Origin of the sequence: Streptomyces sp. CA-210063, from assembly GCF_024612015.1 — a bacterium.
Taxonomy (GTDB): Bacteria; Actinomycetota; Actinomycetes; order Streptomycetales; family Streptomycetaceae; genus Streptomyces.
The window spans coordinates 9,795,657-9,814,000 of record NZ_CP102512.1 but is presented as its reverse complement, the minus strand read 5'-3'; the positions used below and the strand labels follow the sequence as shown (position 1 = coordinate 9,814,000).

The window sequence follows — 18,344 nt, the reverse complement described above, 5'->3', positions numbered from 1 at the left end:
GCGTCGGCGTTCTCGCTTCGATCGGCCTGCCGGACGCGGGAGGGATCGTCTCGCGTGCCTGCTTCGTCGTCGGGGGTTCCCGGTACGGCGGGCGGGCCTTGTCGGGAGGGGCCCCGGATCGAATGTCAGTGGCTGCCGCTAGCGTTCCGCACATGGTCGCACTGGGGCCGGGTTTTCCGGGCTGAACTGTGCTTTCTTCTTGTGGAACTGACGCGGAGGGCTGGGGTCTCGTGGGTTGGCTGTCGGCGGGTGACGGGTATGAAGTCGCCCTTGTGGAGGGGCGGGTGGCGGCGCGAGCCACCTCGGGCCGGGCGGCGGGACGGCAGTTGAAGTCGCTGCCGCGCGCACTGAAGGACCACCCGGAGGTGGACCGGCTGCGGCGATTCACCGAGTGGCTGGATCGACACGCGGCGGCGTGCGTCGCACAGGTGGACGCCTGGATGGTGTCGTCACTGCCCGTACCCACCGGTCTGCTGGCCCGGGTGTGGCCCGACGAGGCGTGGCAGGCCGCGCTGCGCGACCTCGCGGTGGTCGGCGACGACCCGGACGAGGTGGGCTTCCTGCGGGGCGCCACCGAGGGCGGCGAGTTGCGCGTCGTGAACCTGGACGGTGAGACGGTCCGCCTCTCCCCGCGCACGGTGACGCTGCCGCATCCCGTGTTGCTGCCGGACCTCGACGACATCCGGGAGTTCGCCGCCGAGCTGGGCATCGTCCAGCGGGTCGAGCAGATACACCGGGCGACCTGGCTGCGTCCGGACGACTTCGACCACAAGGCCACCCAGGTGCGGGACTTCACCGGGGGCTCGTTCCGCTCCCGCTTCGCCCTCGCCGCGCGCGCCACTTCGCTGGGCTACCGCGTCTCCGGCGGGTACGCCACCGCCCGGGTGCGGGACGGCGAGCACACCGTCGAGGCGTCGGTGTGGATCGGGGAGCCGTACTGGGACGACGAGGTGGAGACCGGCAGCCTCACCTGGCAGAGCCAGGACGGCCGTGCCCTGCCGCTGCGCGAGGTGGGCCCGGTGGCCTGGTCGGAGGGCATGCGGATGGCCGCGGGGCTGTACGCCGGGCGTGAGATCAAGGAAGGCAAGGACGCATGAGCGGGGGGACGCGGGTGTCGTACGAGGAACTGCTGGCGGCGGGCGGGGTGCTGCCGCCGGACACCGAGGGGGCCGGGGAGCGGGCGGTGCCGCTGACGGCGCGGACGTACCGTCATCCGGGTCTGGACGACCGGGTGGTGGTGCGGCTGGTCGCCGGGGAGCTGGGCGCGGCGGAGGACCTGGCCGCCGGGTTCCTCGGTCTGGAGCAGGACGCGGAGCCGGCCGTGGTGGGCCTCGGGCTGCGCCAGTCGCTGGGCTTCCCCGAGTGGGTGCTGGTGCACCACCCGGCGGACGGCCATCACGCGCTGGGCATCGTGCCGGACCTGGAGCGGGCGGCCCGGCAGGCGAAGACCAAGCCGAAGGCGGCCATGGACGCCTATCTGGAGCTCGGCGGGCGGCTGGCCGCCTCGGTGCCGCACTTCCTGCCGACCTTCTACGAGCAGGCCGGTCGCGTGTTCCTCGCCGAGGAGAACGCCACGTACGCGGCCCAGTTGTTCACCCGCGCCCGCAAGGCCGAGGCGGAGCACGGGCTGACGGTCGAGGAGGAGCGGCTCGACGCCGTGTTCCTGGAGTTCGCGCTGGCCGGCGCGCTCCCGGTGAAGGTGCTGTCGGCGTACGCGAGGGAGCTGGCCGCGCGGGTGCCGGCCGAGGAGGCGCTGCGGCGCTTCATCAAGCTGTGCCTGCGCCGCACGGCGGGCGGTCTGCCGCCGTCGGCGCAGATGGCGAACGATCTGCGCAGGCTGGCCCGCGCCGCCGGCCGGGACGCGGATCTGACCGAGCAGGACTATCTGGCGGAGTTGCTGGAGCTGCCGTCCACGCTGCGCGCGGCGGCGGGCTGGTGGAAGGGCCACCGTACGGCGCTGGTGGCGCTGGCCGCGCGCGAGCCGAGGGTACGGGGCATCCTGCTGGACACGATCCCCTCCTGCCACGACGACGAGATGCCCGCGATGTGGTTGGAGGTGCTGGAGGCGTCCGGTGCCACGGCGGGGCTGTGGGACGGCTCCCTGCCCGCGGAACAGCGGCCGCACGACGGTACGGCGGGCTGGCTGGAGCGGTTCCTGACGTTCCGGGAGCGGCTGCGTTCGTGGCGCGGCTCCACCCGGATGCCGGAGCTGTACCCGCTGGTGGAGCGGGCGGTGGACCAGCTGCGGGCCGAACTCACCGCGTCCGGCCGTGAGGTGCGGATCACTCACGACATCGACCTGATGGACCGGCTGCTGTCCTTGGACGTGCCTGTGGCCGCCCCGGAGAAGGACGGGTCGCTGCCGCTGGAGCAGTGGGCCCCGGGCGAGGGACACCGCGAGCTGCTGGCACTGGCCGCCGACGCCCGTTTCCACCCGGCTTTCCTGGCGGGCGCGGACCGGTTCGGCGACGACGACTCCGGCCGGCGGGCGATCCGCGTCCTGGCGGCGTCGCCGGGCGGGCGCCCGCTGCTGGCGGAGTGGGTGCGCGGGGTCGTCCGGCGGTTCGCCGCCGTCGGTCTGCCCCGATTGCCCGACGCGCTCGCCCGGCTGAAGTGGCTGCCCGCCGAGGCGCTGGCGCTGGCCGAGGACGAGGTGCGCGCGGCCGTCGCCACCGACCTCGCCCCGGTCCTGTCGCGCACACTGCGGGCCGGGCTCTTCGACGAACTGGGCTGGCCCGCCTGGGAGGAGGCGGCCGCCGGCCTCGTCCCCAAGGACGACGTCGAGGACCTGATCGTCGCCGACGCCTGGCCGCACCTCATCGTGGCGGGCGCCGCCCAGGCCCGCGTGATCGGCGCCGAGGGCACCCTCCTCACCCACGACCTGCGCATTCCGGCGGACGACCGCTGGGGCGACCCGGGCTTCCACCACGTGGACGGCGAGTTGCTCGTCTACTGGCGGTCCCGCAACGACGGCCTGCGCGGCTACTGGCACACCCGCGCCGACCGCCCCCAGGCCCTGGAGGGCGCCCACCACACCCGTGGCACCGAGATGGACTGGTACAAGGCCAACTTCCCGCTCACCCTGCCGGTGCCGGGCGGGGGCCGGACCACCGGTGCCGGTGTCGTGCACGCCGGGGACACCACGATCCCCGAGGAGCGGTGGCTCGTCTTCGACGGCACCTCGTACTGGGTGTGGCACGCGGAGTCCGAGGACGTCGACGCGCGCGGCCTGTACGAGTACGACCCCGCGACGAACAAGCGCGGGCGCATGAGCAAGCCCGCCTTCCTGGCCGACGCGCTGCGCGACGCCCCCGAGGGCAGCGCCTACGACAGCGGCCGGCTCGGCCCCTCGCCGACCATCGGTCACGGACCGGCCTGCGCGCCCGTGGACGGGGTGGTCGGCCTGCGCACGATCAGGCTGCCCGACGGTTCCTGGCGCACCCAGGACCTCGCCGGGCACACCGTCACCCTGCCCGCGGACATCGGCAAGGCGGATGTGCTCGTCGTGTTCCCGGGCGACGACCGGGCCCGTGCCGTCGTCCGCAGCGGCTGGCAGCTCCAAGTCGTCGACGCGGACGGCGTCGTGACGTCCGTGGCCAAGACGGACCGCACCCCGGGCGTCTTCGGCGAGGGCACGCTGCTGCTGCCGCCGGTGCAGTACTGGGAGTGCATGACACCCCGCGATCCGGAGGGCTCCGCCGCGCTGCGGCGCATCGACCGGGACACATCGGCGGCCCTGCTGGCGGCCGCCGCCCGGGACGACAAGGACGCCCTGTCCGACGCGGTCCGTGCGCTGCTGCCGGTCACCCATGACGCGCTCGTCGCGGGCGTCGCCGGAGTCGTGCGTCACGCCGCCGGCCAGCAGGCCGTCCTCGACGCGGTGGCCGCCCGGCTCACCCGGGCCCTCGACGGCGGCCCGGAGGTGACGGAGGGCCCCGCCGGGCCGGCGGACACCGTGCTCCAGGACGCGATGAACGGCCTCGGCAGGACCGGCGGCCACTGGTGGAACCGCGACGAGCAGGCCGACACCGCGTTCCGCGCCCTGCGCGTGATGAGCAGGGCCGCCGGGCTGTCCGGTAGCCCCGTGCCGGACGAGCCGGCGGTGCGTCTCCACCTCGACGGGCCCGCTCTGCCGACCGGAGCCCCGGAACTGCGGACGCTGATCGACCGCGCGACCGCCCTGGCGTTCCGGGCGGCGGCCGGCACCACCACGGAGGAGCACCGGGAGGCGCTGCGCGCGCTGCTCGAACGGTTCGACGCGCTGGGGCTGGGTGACTCCACCACGTCGGAGCGGTGGCGCAAGGTGTCCCTGCACCTGGACGCCGGCCCGCTCCGCACCCCGTTGGGCGAGTGGCGCGAGGGCCAGTGGACCGGACTGCTGCCGCTGGGCGGCGGCGCCTTCGTCGCGATCACGGGACACCACTCCCTCGACAACGACGGCTGCGTCTTCACCGGCTTCTTCCACGACCCGACGGGACGGTTCGAGACACCGGATCCCTACACGCTCCGTGAGTCGTCACCGCTGGGCGGAGCGGGTGCGTCGGCCCGGCTCGGCACGTTCCTCGCGGAGCTGATCGCGCGCGGACCGGCGCCCTGGTTCCCTGAGGCCGCCGAGGAGTTCGCCCGCCGCACCGGGGTCACCGAGACGATGGCCCGTCTGATCGTGGCCGGTCTGCCCCGGGTCGACGTCTACGAGCGCACGTTCCTGACGGCGGAGGCGCGCGCCGCCATCGGCGTGAAGTCCGCTCCCGCGGCCGTCGCCAAGGACGAACTGCGCGGCGTCGACGAGACGGTCCGCGCCGCGGTCGTCGCCGCGCTGCTGCCCGCCGAGCCCGCCCTCCTGTGGACCCAGGGACCGGACGTGGCCGCTGCGGCCGAGGTCTGGAACAGCGAGGTCGGCAGGCGGACGGCCGTCCCCGAGGAACTGGTCGGCGACGCGCTCCGCGCGATCAAGCATGTCCAGTGGGGCGTGCGGGACGCGCTGCCCGCGCTGCTGCACCCGGCCGGTGAGCCCCGGCTCACGCGGGATCTGGAGTGGGCGGTGAGCGGCGACCGGGTCCGGCCCGTCGGCGACAAGGCGGTCGGGTTCACCGCGGACACGCTGGTCGGCTCGGTCGGCCTCGCCGCCTGGCTCGCTCACCGGCTGCCCGCCGGCGACCCGCTCCGGGCCGCGCTGCCCGCCGCGCTCACCGCCGTACGGGAGCGGCTGGCCCATCCCGGGCTGGTCCTGGACCTCGGGCGGTACATCGGGCTCACCAGATTCCGGAAGACCGCGGGCGCCCCGACCGAGGTCGGCCAGGGTTTCGAGCGGTACGGCGCCGTCATCCTGGCCACCCACGACGACCAGCCCGCGCCCGGCCTGAAGGTCGCGCTGCTCGACGAGGCCGGCCAGGACCCGTACCTGCCCGCGCTGCGCGTCGAGGACCAACAGCCCTTCGCGGCCGAGGTGGCGCTGCGCATGGCCCGCGACCCCCGGTACGCGGCCCTGCTCGCCGACCCGGGCGACCCCCTCGCGGGCGAGCGCGACAAGGACGGCACCTGGTGGCCGCAGGACCCGGGCCGCTCGGTCCCCGAGCTGGTGACCGAGGTGGCGAAGGAGTACGGCATCGGTGAGGACGCGGCCACGCTCTATCTGATGCTGCTCGCCATGCCCGACCCGACCGACCGTATGACGGCCCGCTGGACGGGGTGGAAGCCGGCCCGGCTCAAGGCGGCCCGTGCCGAACTGGCCGCCGGAGACCTGGTCGTCGAGGCCAGCCGGACCAGGGCCGGGCGTTCGCTCTTCCTGCCCGGCGGCTGGGTCGACCCGAAGGCTCCGCGCCTTCCGCTGGAGCAGTGGAAGCTGCCGCTGTTCAGCGACCTGATGAGCGACGAGCATCCGACGTTGGGCGTGATCGTGCCGACCGAACCGGCGGCCGAGCTGTACCGCAGGGCCTGGCAGCGCGTCCAGGACGGCGACGCTCCCCGGTTCGAGGAGCTGAAGGTACGGCGGGGCCGCCGCCGCTGAGCGACGGGGGCGCCCGGCCACGGGCGCCCCCGGCCATCGCCCCCCCGGGCCCCGGTTCCCACCCCCGAAACGACAGCCAGACCCACCGACCCACCGACCCACCGACCCACCGAGCAAGGACATTCATGACCCCGACCGACACGGCGACGGCCCTCCCGGCCCGGCAGACCCTGCCCGCCGAGGAGCGACACGCCACCGAACTCGCCTTCCTCGCCGCCCACGACGAGGGCCCCCGCCCGCCCGGCTGGCGCCTGACCCCGCGTGCCGCGGTCACCTTCGTCTGCGGCAGCGGCGGCGAGACGTTGAAGCTCCCCAAGCCGCACGAGACACTGCCCGACAAGCTGGTGATCGCCCCCAAGTTCGTCGGCGAACGCGCCCTGGTGGAGCGGTGCGTGGTCACCCTCGCCGGTGAGCGCGGCCTGCTGCTCGTCGGCGAGCCCGGCACGGCCAAGTCGATGCTCTCCGAGCTGTTGTCGGCCGCCGTGTGCGGCACCAGCGCGCTCACCGTGCAGGGCACCGCCGGCACCACCGAGGACGCCTTCCGCTACGGCTGGAACTACGCCCTGCTGCTCGCCCAGGGCCCGACCCCGCAGGCACTGGTCGACTCGCCGGTGCTCGGCGCGATGCGCTCCGGCCGGGTGGCGCGGGTCGAGGAGATCACCCGCTGTCTGCCCGAGGTGCAGGACGCCCTGGTGTCGATCCTGTCCGACCGGCGGGTGAGCGTGCCCGAGCTGTCCGGCACGGACGACGCTCAGGTGGCGGCGGCCCCCGGGTTCACCGTCATCGCCACGGCCAACCTGCGCGACCGGGGTGTCTCGGAGATGTCCGCCGCGCTCAAGCGCCGCTTCAACTTCGAGACGGTGCACCCGATCGCGGACGTCGACGCCGAGACGGCACTGGTCCGGCGGCAGGCCGAGGCGGCCGTCCAGCGGGCGGGCGCGGCCTTCGGCGTGGACGACGCGGTGCTCGATGTGCTGGTCACCGTCTTCCGGGATCTGCGCGAAGGGCGGTCCGCCGAGGGCTGGGACGTGGAGCGGCCCGGGACGGTGATGTCCACCGCCGAGGCCGTGCAGGTCGCCGCCTCCCTCGGTGTGGCCGCCGCCTACCTGCCCGGCGGGGACGCCCTCGATCTCGTCCCCGGCCACCTGCTGGGTGTGGTCCGCAAGGACGACCCGGCCGACCACGCCCGGCTGCTCGGCTACTGGGACGGTCCGGTACGCCGCCGCGCCGAGGACGGCTCGGCGACGTGGCGCCGCCTCTGGGACCTGCGGGAGAACCTTCGGTGACGCTCTCTCAGGACCCGCGGGCGGCCGTCACCGCCCTCGCCGACTCCACGGTGCCGTACCTGCTGGGCGTACGGCACCACAGCCCGGCCCTCGCCGCGGCCGTACCCGCCCTGCTGGACGCCTCCGGCGCCGAGGTCGTCTGCGTGGAACTCCCCGCCGACTTCCAGCCCTGGCTCACCCACCTCGCCGCCCCGGGCACCCTCGCGCCGGTCGCACTGGCCGGCGCGAGCGAGGGCGGCCGACTCGGCTTCTACCCCTTCGCCGACTTCTCCCCCGAACTCGCCGCGGTCCGCTGGGCACGGGAGCGTGGAGCGGAGGTCGTGTGCTGCGACCTGCCGATGTCGGATCCGGGGTGGAGCGCGGACCTTGCGGGGGTGGGCGCGGGCCGCCCGGGGGCGGGCGCGGGCCGCCCGGGAGCGGACGCGGGCCCCCCGGGAGCCGGCGCGGGCCGCCCGGGAGCCGGCGCGGACCGGCCGGAGTCGGGCTCGGACCGGCCGGGAGCGGGCTCGCATCGGCCGGGAGCGGGCTCGCATCGGCCGGGCTTGATCACGCTCCGGCCGGGCACGGACGCGGACCGGCCGGACTCAGGCACAGACCGGCCGGGATCGGATACGGGCCAGCCGGGGTTGAGCACCGGCCAGCCGGGGTCGGACACGCGTCGGCCGGAGTCGGGCGCGGGCCAGCCGGAGTCGGACACCGACCGGCCGGAGTCGGACACGCGTCGGCCGGAGTCGGAGGCGGACTGTTCCGCCCCGGACAGGGAAACAGGGAGTGCGCTCGCCGAAGCCGTTCCCGTCGCCACGCCCACCGCCTTCGCGGACGCGCTCACCGCCGCCGGGACCGGTCGCGAGGGGGACGACCTGTGGGACCGCTGTGTGGAAGTGCTCGCTCCCGGCTGCGCTCCTGAGGCGATCCGGCGCGCCGCCCTGGGCGTGGGGTGGGCGCTGCGCCGCGACGCCGAGTCGGCGGGCGGCGTACCGCCGGTGGACCTGGCCCGTGAGGCCCATATGCGCGACACGATCGCCCGTGCGGCTGCGGACGGACGCAGGGTCGCGGCCGTCATCGGCGCGTTCCACGCCCCGGCGCTCATGGACGTCGCAGGCGTGGGCACCGACACGGCCGGCACAGAAGCGGCCCACGCGGGCACCGACACAGCCGACACAGAAGCGGCCCACACGGGCGGCTCGGTGCCGTCCCCGCACGCGGCCGACGCGGCGTCCGGGGGCCGGGAAGCGGGCCTCGTCGGGGAGCACCCGCCTGTCGTCACCTCACTCGTCCCGTACGCCTTCGATCTGCTGGACTCCCGTTCCGGGTACCCGGCGGGCATCCGCGACCCACGCTGGCAGCAGGCGGTGTTCACGGCCGGGGGCGACCCCGAGCGGCTGCACGCTGCCGCCGCCCGGGCGATCACCGATGTGTGCCGGGAGCTGCGCGCGGCCGGGCACACCGCGGGGACGGGTGAGGCCACCGAGACCCTGCGGATGGCGTGCGACCTGGCCAGTCTCCGGGGACTCGCGGCCCCGGGCCGGGGGGAGGTGCTGGAGGCGCTGACAACCGTGATGGGCCAGGGCGAACCCCTCGGCCGTGGCCGGGCCCTCGCGCGGGCCCTCGAAGTGGTTCTGGTCGGCACCGAGCGCGGCCGAATCGCACCCGGCACACCACGTTCCGGGCTCGGCCCGTCCGTGGAGGCGGAGTTGGCCGTGCTGCGGCTGCCCGGCCCGGACGACCCCGCCTCGCGCGAGCTCCGACTCGACCCGCTCCGCTCCGCCCTCGACGGCCGCCGCGAGATCCTGCTCCAGCGCCTCGCGGTGTGCGGCGCGGGCTACGGCGAGGCCGTGGAGGTGGCCGGTACGGGCGATGGCACGGCGCTCACCACCCGGTGGCGGCTGTCGTGGACGCCCGCCGTTCCCGTACGGCTCGACCTGGCCGGAATACGGGGCGTGACCGCGGCCCTGGCCGCCGAAGGCAGCCTGCGGGAGACCTTCCGCAGGGAGTCGGCGGACGGCGGGCCCACCTGCGCCCTCGTCCTCGCCGGGCTCCGGGCGGCCGCCCGCTGCGACCTGCCCGCGCTGGTCGCCGACCGCCTGGCCGACGCCGCCGCGGTGCTCCCCGCCGCGGCCACACTCCCCGAACTCCTCGAAGCCCTGGACCTGTTGGAGGCACTGCGCCGGGGTCACCTGCCCGGCACCACGCCGAAAGGCAGGCAGGAGGCCGCCGAACTCACCACCGACCTGCTGGAGGCGGCGGTCCGTGCCCTGCCCGGCCTGGCGGGCAGCGACCAGCCGGAGGACGCGACCGCACTCATCGGGCTCGCCTCGCGGGCCGGTGAACACCACCTCGGCCTGCGGATGGACGACGCGTTGGGCACCCTCGCCCGCACCGGCTCCCCGCTCGTCCAGGGTGCCGCCCTGGCCGCCCGGGTCATGCTCGACCTCGACGACGCCGACACCCTCGGCGCACGTGCGGCCGGCTGGATCGACACGGCCACCGGCCCCGACGGCCGCCTCGGGCTGGCCCGCCGCCTCACCGGGCTGCTCAGCGGCGCGGCACCTTTGCTCCAGTCGGCGCCGACGGCACTGGACCCGTTGCTCGACCGGATCGACACACTCACCGACCAGGGGTTCCTGGACCGGCTCCCCGCGCTGCGCGGCGGCTTCGACACACTCACCCCGGCGGGCCGCGACCGCCTGCTCGACACCGTCACCGAGCGCCTGGGCGACCGCCTCGACCTGTCGCTGAGCGCCTCGCCGGAGCTCCTCGCCCTGTGGACGGCGGCGGACACGGCGGGCCTGGCGGCGGTCAACGCCCTGCGACTGACGATCGGAACGGACGCCACCGGGCTGCCCAAGACCACCGAGGTCACGGTGATCACCGAGGCCACCAACGCTCCGAGCTCAGCCGGGACACCCCGCCCCGCCGAACCGGCTCCCCCAGCGCCCCCGGCGCCCCCAACGGCCCCCCGCCCTCCGGAAACGCCCGCCCCCACCCCCGCCCCCACGGCCCCCTCCCCCCTCCACCTCTCCCCCACCGACCGCTGGCGGCTCCTCCTCGGCCGGGAGAGCGAGAAGTTGCCGCAGGGCGCCCGCCGTTACGCGCACGCGCTGGACGAGCTGTACGGCACCGGCCGGGGCGAGGGCTCCTCGGATCTCGGCCGGGGCGGCGGCCAGGGCCAGGGCGGCGGCCAGGACGCGTCGTTCCCCACGGCCAGGGAGTGGGCTGAGGAGTTGGACGCGCTGTTCGGCACGGAGGTCCGCGAGGAAGTGCTGGCACGGGCCGCCGACCAGGGCCGTACGGACGTACTGGCCGAGCTGGACCCCAAGGCGGTCCGCCCCTCGGTCGACCTGCTGACGTCCGTGCTGTCCCTCGCCGGAGGGATGCCCGAGCAGCAACTGGCGAAGCTGCGCCCGCTGGTACGCCGCCTGGTCGACGAACTGGCCAGGGAACTCGCCACCCGTATGCGCCCCGCACTCACGGGTCTGGCCACCCCGCGCCCGACCCGTCGCCCCGGCGGTCGGCTCGACCTGCCACGCACCCTGCGGGCCAACCTGGCCCACACACGCCGGACAGCCGACGGCCGGACCGTGGTCGTACCGGAGCGGCCGGTGTTCAGCACCCGGTCCCGCAGGGAGGCGGACTGGCGGCTGATCCTCGTCGTCGACGTGTCCGGGTCGATGGAGGCGTCCGTCATCTGGTCGGCGCTGACCGCGGCGGTCCTGGGCGGGGTGCCCACCCTGTCCACGCACTTCCTGGCGTTCTCGACCGAGGTGATCGACCTGACGGACCAGGTGGAGGACCCGTTGTCGCTGCTTCTGGAGGTGCGGGTCGGAGGCGGCACCCACATCGCGGCGGGGCTCGCGCACGCCCGTTCCCTGGTGACCGTGCCGAGCCGGACCCTCGTGGTGGTGGTGAGCGACTTCGAGGAGGGCTACCCGCTGGGCGGACTCCTCGGTGAGGTGCGGGCCCTCGCGAGTTCCGGCGTGCATCTGATGGGCTGCGCGGCCCTGGACGACACCGGCACCCCGCGCTACTCGGTGCCCGTCGCCCAGCAACTCGTCGCGGCCGGCATGCCCGTCGCCGCCCTCAGTCCCCTCGCCCTCGCCCGCTGGGTGGGCGACCGCCTCCGCGGAGAGACCCGATGAACCCCGAACTGCCCCCGGCGGCACCCGACGTGGTCGCCGCCGCCGTCGAGAGCCTGACCTCCCGGCTGCGCAAGAAACTGGACGCCGCGATCGAGACGTACGCGGCCCTGCCCATCACCGTCGACGACGGCGTTCTGCGCATCCGGTGTGGTGAGGACGCCGAGGTCACGCTCACGCCCAACCCCTCCGGCGCGGTCACGGACGCCGAACACGTGGTGTGCGGCTGCCTGCTCGCACCCCGGTGCCTGCACCGCGCCGCCGTCCTGAGCGCCTGTCCGGTAGCCGACGCCGACACGGAGACGGCGCCTGAGCCATCCGGCACAGCGACAGGCGCCCGCACAGGGGGAGAGGACGCGCCATCAGACAGGGCAGCACCCCGGTCCACAGGCCCGTCCGACACTCCGGCAAGCGCCGGGCCGACCGATACCGCCCGGTCCACCGAAGGCACGGGTCGCGCTGAATTCCCCTCGCGGACCGGCACCAGAAGTACTCCAAGTACTCCCCACGCCCCCGAGCCCACCGGCCCCACGCCGGCCCAGGTCGCCGCAGCCACCGGTCTCTGGGCGGCCACCGCGGCCGTACTCGCCGCCGGAGTCCCCGCTGCGGGCGCGGTGCCGCAGGCGGAGTTGCTGCGGGCCGCGCACACGGCCCGGCTCGCCGGGCTGCACCGCGCCGAGACGGCCGCCCTACGGGTCGTACGCGGGCTGCGCGGTGCCCGGGCCCGGCAGGACGGCCACCGGCTGGCCGACCTCGTCGCGAACGTCCGCGAACTGCTGCTCACCACCGGTCTGTTGTCGGCGGCGGACCCGGATCCAGCCCTGGTCGGCACGGCCCGCCGCGCCTACCGGCCGGGCGGCGGCCTGCGGGTCCACGGCGTCTGCCGGGAGCCGGTGATCGCGGCCACCGGCTACGGCGGTGTCGTCACCCATCTCGTCTCCGACGACGGGCGCTGGTTCTCCGTGGCCGACGTCAAGCCCGGCGGCCCGGCCCGCGCCCGGGGTGCCGCCACGGCCACCGTCGCGCTCGGCTCCGGCACCCTCAACCACGCTCAACTCGCCCGTGGCGGACTGCTGATCTCGGGCGCCACGCTCTCCCCGGACGGCCGCCTCGGCTCCGGCAAGGGCGTACGGGCCACTCCGCTCGCCGGTCTCTCCTGGACGTCGGGGCCGCTCGCCGCCCTGTTCGCGCGGCCCTTGGCCGAAGCGGTCGCCGAACGGCTCACGGGCACTCCCGGAGCCGACCCCGAACAGGCCGAGCAGGCAGCACGCCGACTGATCGGCTGCGACCTGGTCCTCGTCGGCGCGGCGGGCGACCACCTGCTCGCCCGCGAGCTGTCCCCCACCGGGCAGCAGTCCGCGAGCGACCTCCTCGTCCGACTCACCCCCGCCCATGGCCACCCCGATCTCGCCCACACCGCCAATTTCCGTCAGCTCGCCTCGCGGCCCGGCCTACGGCTGCGCGTGATCGGCCGCCTCGACCCCGACCGCGCCGCCACCCTCCGCCCCCTCGCGGTCGGCCCGGTCCCGGACACCGACGCGACTTTGCGGCTGCCCGCCGACTGGCAGGGCCACGCCGACCTGGGCTACGACCGTCTCCAGGGCGCGCACTTCCCACCACCGTCCGCCCCGCCCACCGTGGACGGCCTCGCCGGCATCCCGACCGACCCCCTCGCGGAGGCCCCACTGTGGCGGCTGCGGCGCCTGGTCGAGGTCGCCGTCTCCGGAGGCCGCCGCGCGGTCGCCGAACCCGCCCGCGACGGCGACCGCGACGGCGGTGGCGCGGCCCTGCGCCGCACCGGATTCCGCACGGCCGCCGACCTGGCGACCACCCTCACCACGGAAGCCGACCGCCGCTCCCGTGACGTCTTCGGCCGCATCACCGACCCCGACCCGGACCGCTACGCCCGGGCCTGGCTCACCACCGCCGTCTACCTGGCCGGCACCGAACGCGCCCTGGTACAGGCGACTTGGCAGCCACCGACTACGCACCACTGACCGCCGAACCGCCCCGCCCCAAGGCCTTCGGCGAGCAGCGCGGACCGCATGTCGTCGCCGCGTTCGACCCCACCAGGGTCTCGGACGCCCAACTGGCGCGGGCGGCCAGGCAGTCCGGCGTGTCGGCGACCGGGTCCACCGGGCCCCGGGGACCGTACGTCCCGGTCCGCCGCGCCACGCGGCTGACGATCGCGGAGGTGTCGCACCACGCGTGAGGGAAGGAGAATCGAAGATCCCGCCGACTCGTGAGGACGGGCGGACAATCGGGCACCAAGTACATCGACACACCAGGACGTGAGAGCACCATGACCGAACCTTTCGAATCAACCGTGGTGGTGACCGGAGCCACGGGCCGCCTCGGCGGGCGCGTCGCCCACCGTCTGGCCGAGCGGGGTGTGGCGCAGCGGCTGCTGGTGCGCAGTCCCGAGCGGGCTCCCGCACTGCCCGGCGCGACGGCGGTCCGCGGCGAGTACGGCGACCGTGAGGCGGTCGTTCGCGGCCTCACCGGCGCGCGGACCGTGTTGATGGTGTCCGCTTCGGAGAGCGCGGACCGGGTCTCCCAGCACAGGGCTTTCGTGGACGCCGCCGTGGCGGCCGGGGTCGAGCACCTGGTGTACGTGTCCTTCTTCGGTGCCGCGCCCGATGCCGCGTTCACCCTCGCGCGCGACCACTTCCACACCGAGGAACACATCCGCGCGAGCGGCCTGGCCCACACCTTCCTGCGCGACAACCTCTACGCGGAGATCGTCCCCGACCTGGCCGGCGAGGACGGCGTCATCCGGGGCCCCGCCGGGCAGGGGCGTGCGGCCTTCGTCTCCCAGGACGACATCGCCGACGCCGCCGCGACGGTCCTGGCCCGTCCCGCCGACCACGCCGGCATCACGTACGACCTGACCGGCCCCGAATCCGTGACGCTGGACGAAGCGGCCGCGATCCTCTCCGAGCAGCTCGGGCGCACCGTCCGCTACCAACCCGAGACCATCGAGGAGGCGTACGCCTCGCGCGCCTCCTACGGCGCCCCGCCCTGGCAACTCGACGCCTGGGTCTCCACCTACACGGCCATCGCGGCCGGCGAACTCGACGGCGTCAGCAGCGCCGTCCCCGACCTCACCGGCCACCCCGCCCGATCCCTCACCGATGTCTTCCGCGCCACCACCCAGAGCCACCGCCGGAGCTCTTAGGATGGCGCCCTCGCCATCCCTTCCACTCGACAAGCGCGGTCACCGATGTCACGGCCGAACCTGACCACCTCCCTCGCCACCCGACTGGTGGACCTGTTCCGCCGCAACGGGCTGAAGGAGGGCGCGCACGTCACGGAGCAGTGGGCGGCGGACACGCTGGAGGTCTCGCGTACGCCGGTCCGCAAGGCCATGCTCTTCCTCGCCGAGGTCGGCATTCTCGAACGGGTCCCCCACCGCGGTTTCTTCCTCGCCCGTGACGCGAGCGCCCTCGCCCGGGCGGATCTCGGCGACGGTGACGACGTGGAGCAGGCGGCCTACTTCGAGATCGCCGACGACTATGTCGGTGGGCGCTTCACCGGCTCCTTCACCTCGGCCGACATCAGCCGCCGCTACCGTCTGACCCCGCGCCAGGCGGACCGGGTGCTGGTCCGGATGGAGGGCGAGGACTTGGTGCGGCGCAAGACCGGCGGCCGGGGCTGGGAGTTCCAGCACGTCATGGCCACCGTCGAGGCGCACGCCCAGAGCTACCGCTTCCGGATGATCGTCGAACCGGCCGCGCTGCTGGAGCCGGGCTTCACCGTGGACGCGGCGGCGTTCGCCCGGCACCGACAGCAGCAGGAGGCCCTGCTGCACGGGGACATCCTGTTGCTGCCGCGCGCCGAACTGTTCCAGGTCAACGCCTCGTTCCACGAGATGCTGGTCGGCTGCTCCGGCAACCCGTTCCTGCTCGACGCCGTACGCCGCCAGAACCGGCTCCGTCGGCTGATCGAGTACCGCCACCAGCTCGACCGCTCCCGCCTGACCCAGCAGGCACGCGAGCATCTGCGGCTGCTGGACCTCGTCGAGAACGGCGACCTCAAGGAGGCATCGGCCTTCCTCCACGAGCACCTGAACAAGGTGCGGTCGATCAAGACCGGAGCCTCGCCGGAGGCGTAGCCGGAACAGCGCGCGCCGAGAAGACGCTTGGCCACGCCCGGCACGGTTGTACTAATAAGCGGCTTGAGACAATATGGCCCGGCACTTGGAAGCCGGACGCCCTCACCGCAGCAGGGACTCATGAACGCTGACCGCACAGCCGTGTCCGCCGTCCTCACCGTGGACGGCCGGCCCCACCGCTACCTGCCCCTGAGCGGACTCCTGCCGCATGCGGAGCTGGACGCCCTCCCCTACGCGATACGCGTCCTGCTGGAGAACGTCGCCCGCCGGGCACCGGAGGCGCTGGCGGACGTACTGACCCGGGTGCGCGCCGGGAGCGGTGCGTGCGAGGTGCCCGTGCATCCGAACCGGATCATGCTGCACGACACCACCTGCCTACCGGCCCTGGCCGACTTCGCGGCCATGCGCGACAGCGTCGCCGAGCTGGGCGGCGACCCCGGACGGCTCCAGCCGTCGATCCCCGTCGACCTGACCGTCGACCACTCCGTCATCGTCGAGGAGTACGGGCGCCCTGACGCCGTCGAGCGCAACCTCCTCATCGACTTCCGCCGCAACGGCGAGCGCTACGAGATGGTGAAGTGGGCCGAGCGCAGCCTCGACAACTTCCGCGTCGTACCGCCCGGCACCGGCATCATCCACCAGGTCAACATGGAGGCGCTGGCCCGCGTGGTGTGGACGGACGACGGGACAGCGCAGGGGCACGCGGCAGACGGTGAACCGCCCGTCCTCCACCCGGACGTGCTCGTCGCCACCGACAGCCACACCCCGATGATCAACGCGCTCGGTGTCGTCGGCTGGGGCGTCGGAGGCCTGGAGGGCCAGGCGGCGATGCTGGGCGAGCCGGTCACCATCCAGTACCCCGAGGTGGTCGGCGTCCGCCTGACCGGAGGCCTGCGCCCGGGTCTCGGCGCCACCGACCTGGCCCTCACGCTCACCGAACTCCTGCGCGCCCACGGCGTGGTGAACAAGTTCGTCGAGTTCTCCGGCCCCGGTGTCACCACCCTCGGCTGGGCGGAACGCGCGGCCGTCTCCAACATGGCCCCGGAGTACGGGGCTACCTGTGTGTTCTTCCCGTACGACGACGAGACCGCCGCGTATCTCCGGCTCAGCGGCCGGGACGAGGAGCACGTACGCCTCGTCGACGCCTACCTCACCGCCCAGGGCCTCAAGCGCACCGACGACCGCCCCGAACCCCGCTACGACGACGTCATCGACCTCGATCTCGGCACGGTCGAGCCCAGCATGGCGGGACCCAACCTTCCCCACCAGCGGCTGTCACTCTCCCGCGTGCCGGAGTCGTACCGCGCCGCCGCCTCAACGCCCGCCCGGGACACAGCCGTTGACGAGTCCGCCTTCGGTGCGCCGCTGCCCGACGGTCCGGTCGCCCTCGCCGCCATCACCAGCTGCACCCACACCGCCAACCCGGCCCTGCTGATCCAGGCGGGTCTGCTCGCCGAACGGGCCGTGGACGCCGGGCTGACCGCGAAGCCCTGGGTGAAGACGTCCCTCTCCCCCGGCTCCCGCGTGGTCGAGGAGTATCTGCGCGCGTCCGGCCTGCTGCCCGCCCTGGAGAAGACGGGCTTCCACATCGTCGGCTTCGGCTGCATGACCTGCATCGGCAACTCCGGCCCTCTGCACCCGGCGATGGAACAGCTCGCGGAGGAGGGCACGGTCGATCCGGTCGCCGTGCTCTCCGGCAACCGCAACTTCACGGGCCGGGTCAACCCCCGTACTCCCCTGTCGTATCTGGCCTCCCCGCCCCTGGTCGTCGCCTACGCGCTGGCCGGCTCGATCCTGCACGACTTCGAGAACGACCCGCTGTGCACCGGCCCCGACGGCCGTCCCGTGTATCTGAGGGATCTCTGGCCGTCCGACGAGGAGGTGCGGGACCGGATCGCCGAGTACGTCCGGCCGGAGATGTTCCGCGCGAACGCCGAGCGTCTGCGCGAGGGGACCGAGGCCTGGTGTCGGCTGGACGCGCCCGCCGGCACCTTGTTCCCCTGGGACCCGGAATCCACATATATCCGTCGCCCCCCGCAGCTGACCGGCCTGTCGGCGACCGCGCCGGACCGGCTCGCGCTGCGCCGCGCCAAGGTGTTGCTGCATCTCGGCGACGACATCACCACCGACCACATCTCCCCGGCCGGCCGTATCCCTGTCGACAGCGCGGCGGGCCACTGGCTCACCGAGCGCGGAGTCGCCCGCCGGGACCTGAACCAGTACGCGACGCGCCGCAGCAACCACGAGGTGATGCTGCGTGGCGCCTTCACCAACCCGGCCGTCATCAACCTGACGGTGCGGGGCCGGCAGGGACAGGGCGGTCACACGTACACGGCCGACCGCACGCGCGTCCTCCCCGTGCACCAGGCCGCACCGACCCACCGGGAGTCCGGCCACGACCTGGTCGTCGTCGCCGGGCGCAACTACGGCGCCGGTTCCAGCCGCGACTGGGCGGCCAAGGCCCAGGCACTCCTGGGTGTCCGTGCCGTCATCGCCGAGTCGTACGAGCGCATCCACCGCAGCAACCTGATCGGGATGGGCGTACTGCCGCTGGAGTTCACCGAGGGCGACCACGCGTCGTCGTACTCCTTCACCGGCGAGGAGGAGCTGACGTTCGAGGGGATCGACGACCTGTCCGTCGGCACCAACCCGGTCGGCCTGCGCATCGCGCGGAACGACGGTGGCCACACCGCCGTGGGCCTGCGGCTGCGGATCTTCTCCGGGCAGGAACTGTCCTACCTCCGCCACGGCGGCATCCTGCCGTACGTGGTCCGCCGGGCGCTGACCCGGTCGTGAAGCCC

At 74.3% G+C, this 18,344-nt stretch carries 9 protein-coding genes; all 9 read left to right on the top strand.

Annotated features, from left to right (window positions below):
* Positions 1 to 230 precede the first annotated feature (230 nt).
* The 9 genes from JIX56_RS43020 (at position 231) to acnA (ending at position 18,339) form a co-directional block, all read left to right on the top strand.
* Positions 231 to 1,097, top strand: coding sequence for a DUF4132 domain-containing protein (locus JIX56_RS43020; protein ID WP_257549262.1), 867 nt, complete (start codon positions 231 to 233; stop codon positions 1,095 to 1,097).
* Positions 1,094 to 6,007, top strand: coding sequence for a DNA-binding protein (locus JIX56_RS43015; RefSeq protein WP_257549260.1), 4,914 nt, complete (start codon positions 1,094 to 1,096; stop codon positions 6,005 to 6,007). Before JIX56_RS43020 ends, JIX56_RS43015 begins: the two co-directional genes overlap by 4 nt.
* 125 nt (positions 6,008 to 6,132) lie before the next feature.
* Positions 6,133 to 7,293 carry an ATP-binding protein gene (locus tag JIX56_RS43010; protein ID WP_257549258.1) on the top strand — a complete coding sequence of 387 codons (1,161 nt, stop codon included), beginning with the start codon at positions 6,133 to 6,135 and terminating at the stop codon, positions 7,291 to 7,293.
* Positions 7,290 to 11,432 (top strand): vWA domain-containing protein, encoded by a 4,143-nt coding sequence (locus tag JIX56_RS43005; protein WP_257549256.1) that lies wholly within the window; start codon positions 7,290 to 7,292, stop codon positions 11,430 to 11,432. The genes JIX56_RS43010 and JIX56_RS43005 overlap by 4 nt, the downstream gene beginning before the upstream one ends.
* Positions 11,429 to 13,426 (top strand): hypothetical protein, encoded by a 1,998-nt coding sequence (locus JIX56_RS43000; RefSeq protein WP_257549254.1) that lies wholly within the window; start codon positions 11,429 to 11,431, stop codon positions 13,424 to 13,426. Before JIX56_RS43005 ends, JIX56_RS43000 begins: the two co-directional genes overlap by 4 nt.
* On the top strand, positions 13,399 to 13,641 hold the full coding sequence (locus JIX56_RS42995; RefSeq protein ID WP_257549252.1) for a hypothetical protein: 243 nt from the start codon (positions 13,399 to 13,401) through the stop codon (positions 13,639 to 13,641). Before JIX56_RS43000 ends, JIX56_RS42995 begins: the two co-directional genes overlap by 28 nt.
* Positions 13,642 to 13,731: 90 nt before the next feature.
* A complete protein-coding gene (locus tag JIX56_RS42990) occupies positions 13,732 to 14,607 on the top strand; it encodes an SDR family oxidoreductase (RefSeq protein WP_257549251.1) in 876 nt (291 codons plus the stop codon).
* A gap of 45 nt (positions 14,608 to 14,652) precedes the next feature.
* Complete coding sequence (locus tag JIX56_RS42985; protein WP_257549250.1) at positions 14,653 to 15,543, top strand: GntR family transcriptional regulator; 891 nt, start codon at positions 14,653 to 14,655, stop codon at positions 15,541 to 15,543.
* A gap of 120 nt (positions 15,544 to 15,663) precedes the next feature.
* Positions 15,664 to 18,339 carry an aconitate hydratase AcnA gene (gene acnA / locus JIX56_RS42980; protein ID WP_257549249.1) on the top strand — a complete coding sequence of 892 codons (2,676 nt, stop codon included), beginning with the start codon at positions 15,664 to 15,666 and terminating at the stop codon, positions 18,337 to 18,339.
* Positions 18,340 to 18,344 lie beyond the last annotated feature (5 nt).

Bases quoted from the DNA above. Each gene is read 5' to 3' on its own strand.
- JIX56_RS43015 (WP_257549260.1), top strand. From the start codon at position 1,094: ATGAGCGGGGGGACGCGGGTGTCGTACGAGGAACTGCTGGCGGCGGGC.
- JIX56_RS43010 (WP_257549258.1), top strand. From the start codon at position 6,133: ATGACCCCGACCGACACGGCGACGGCCCTCCCGGCCCGGCAGACCCTG.
- JIX56_RS43000 (WP_257549254.1), top strand. From the start codon at position 11,429: ATGAACCCCGAACTGCCCCCGGCGGCACCCGACGTGGTCGCCGCCGCC.
- JIX56_RS42990 (WP_257549251.1), top strand. From the start codon at position 13,732: ATGACCGAACCTTTCGAATCAACCGTGGTGGTGACCGGAGCCACGGGC.
- JIX56_RS42985 (WP_257549250.1), top strand. From the start codon at position 14,653: ATGTCACGGCCGAACCTGACCACCTCCCTCGCCACCCGACTGGTGGAC.
- acnA (WP_257549249.1), top strand. From the start codon at position 15,664: ATGAACGCTGACCGCACAGCCGTGTCCGCCGTCCTCACCGTGGACGGC.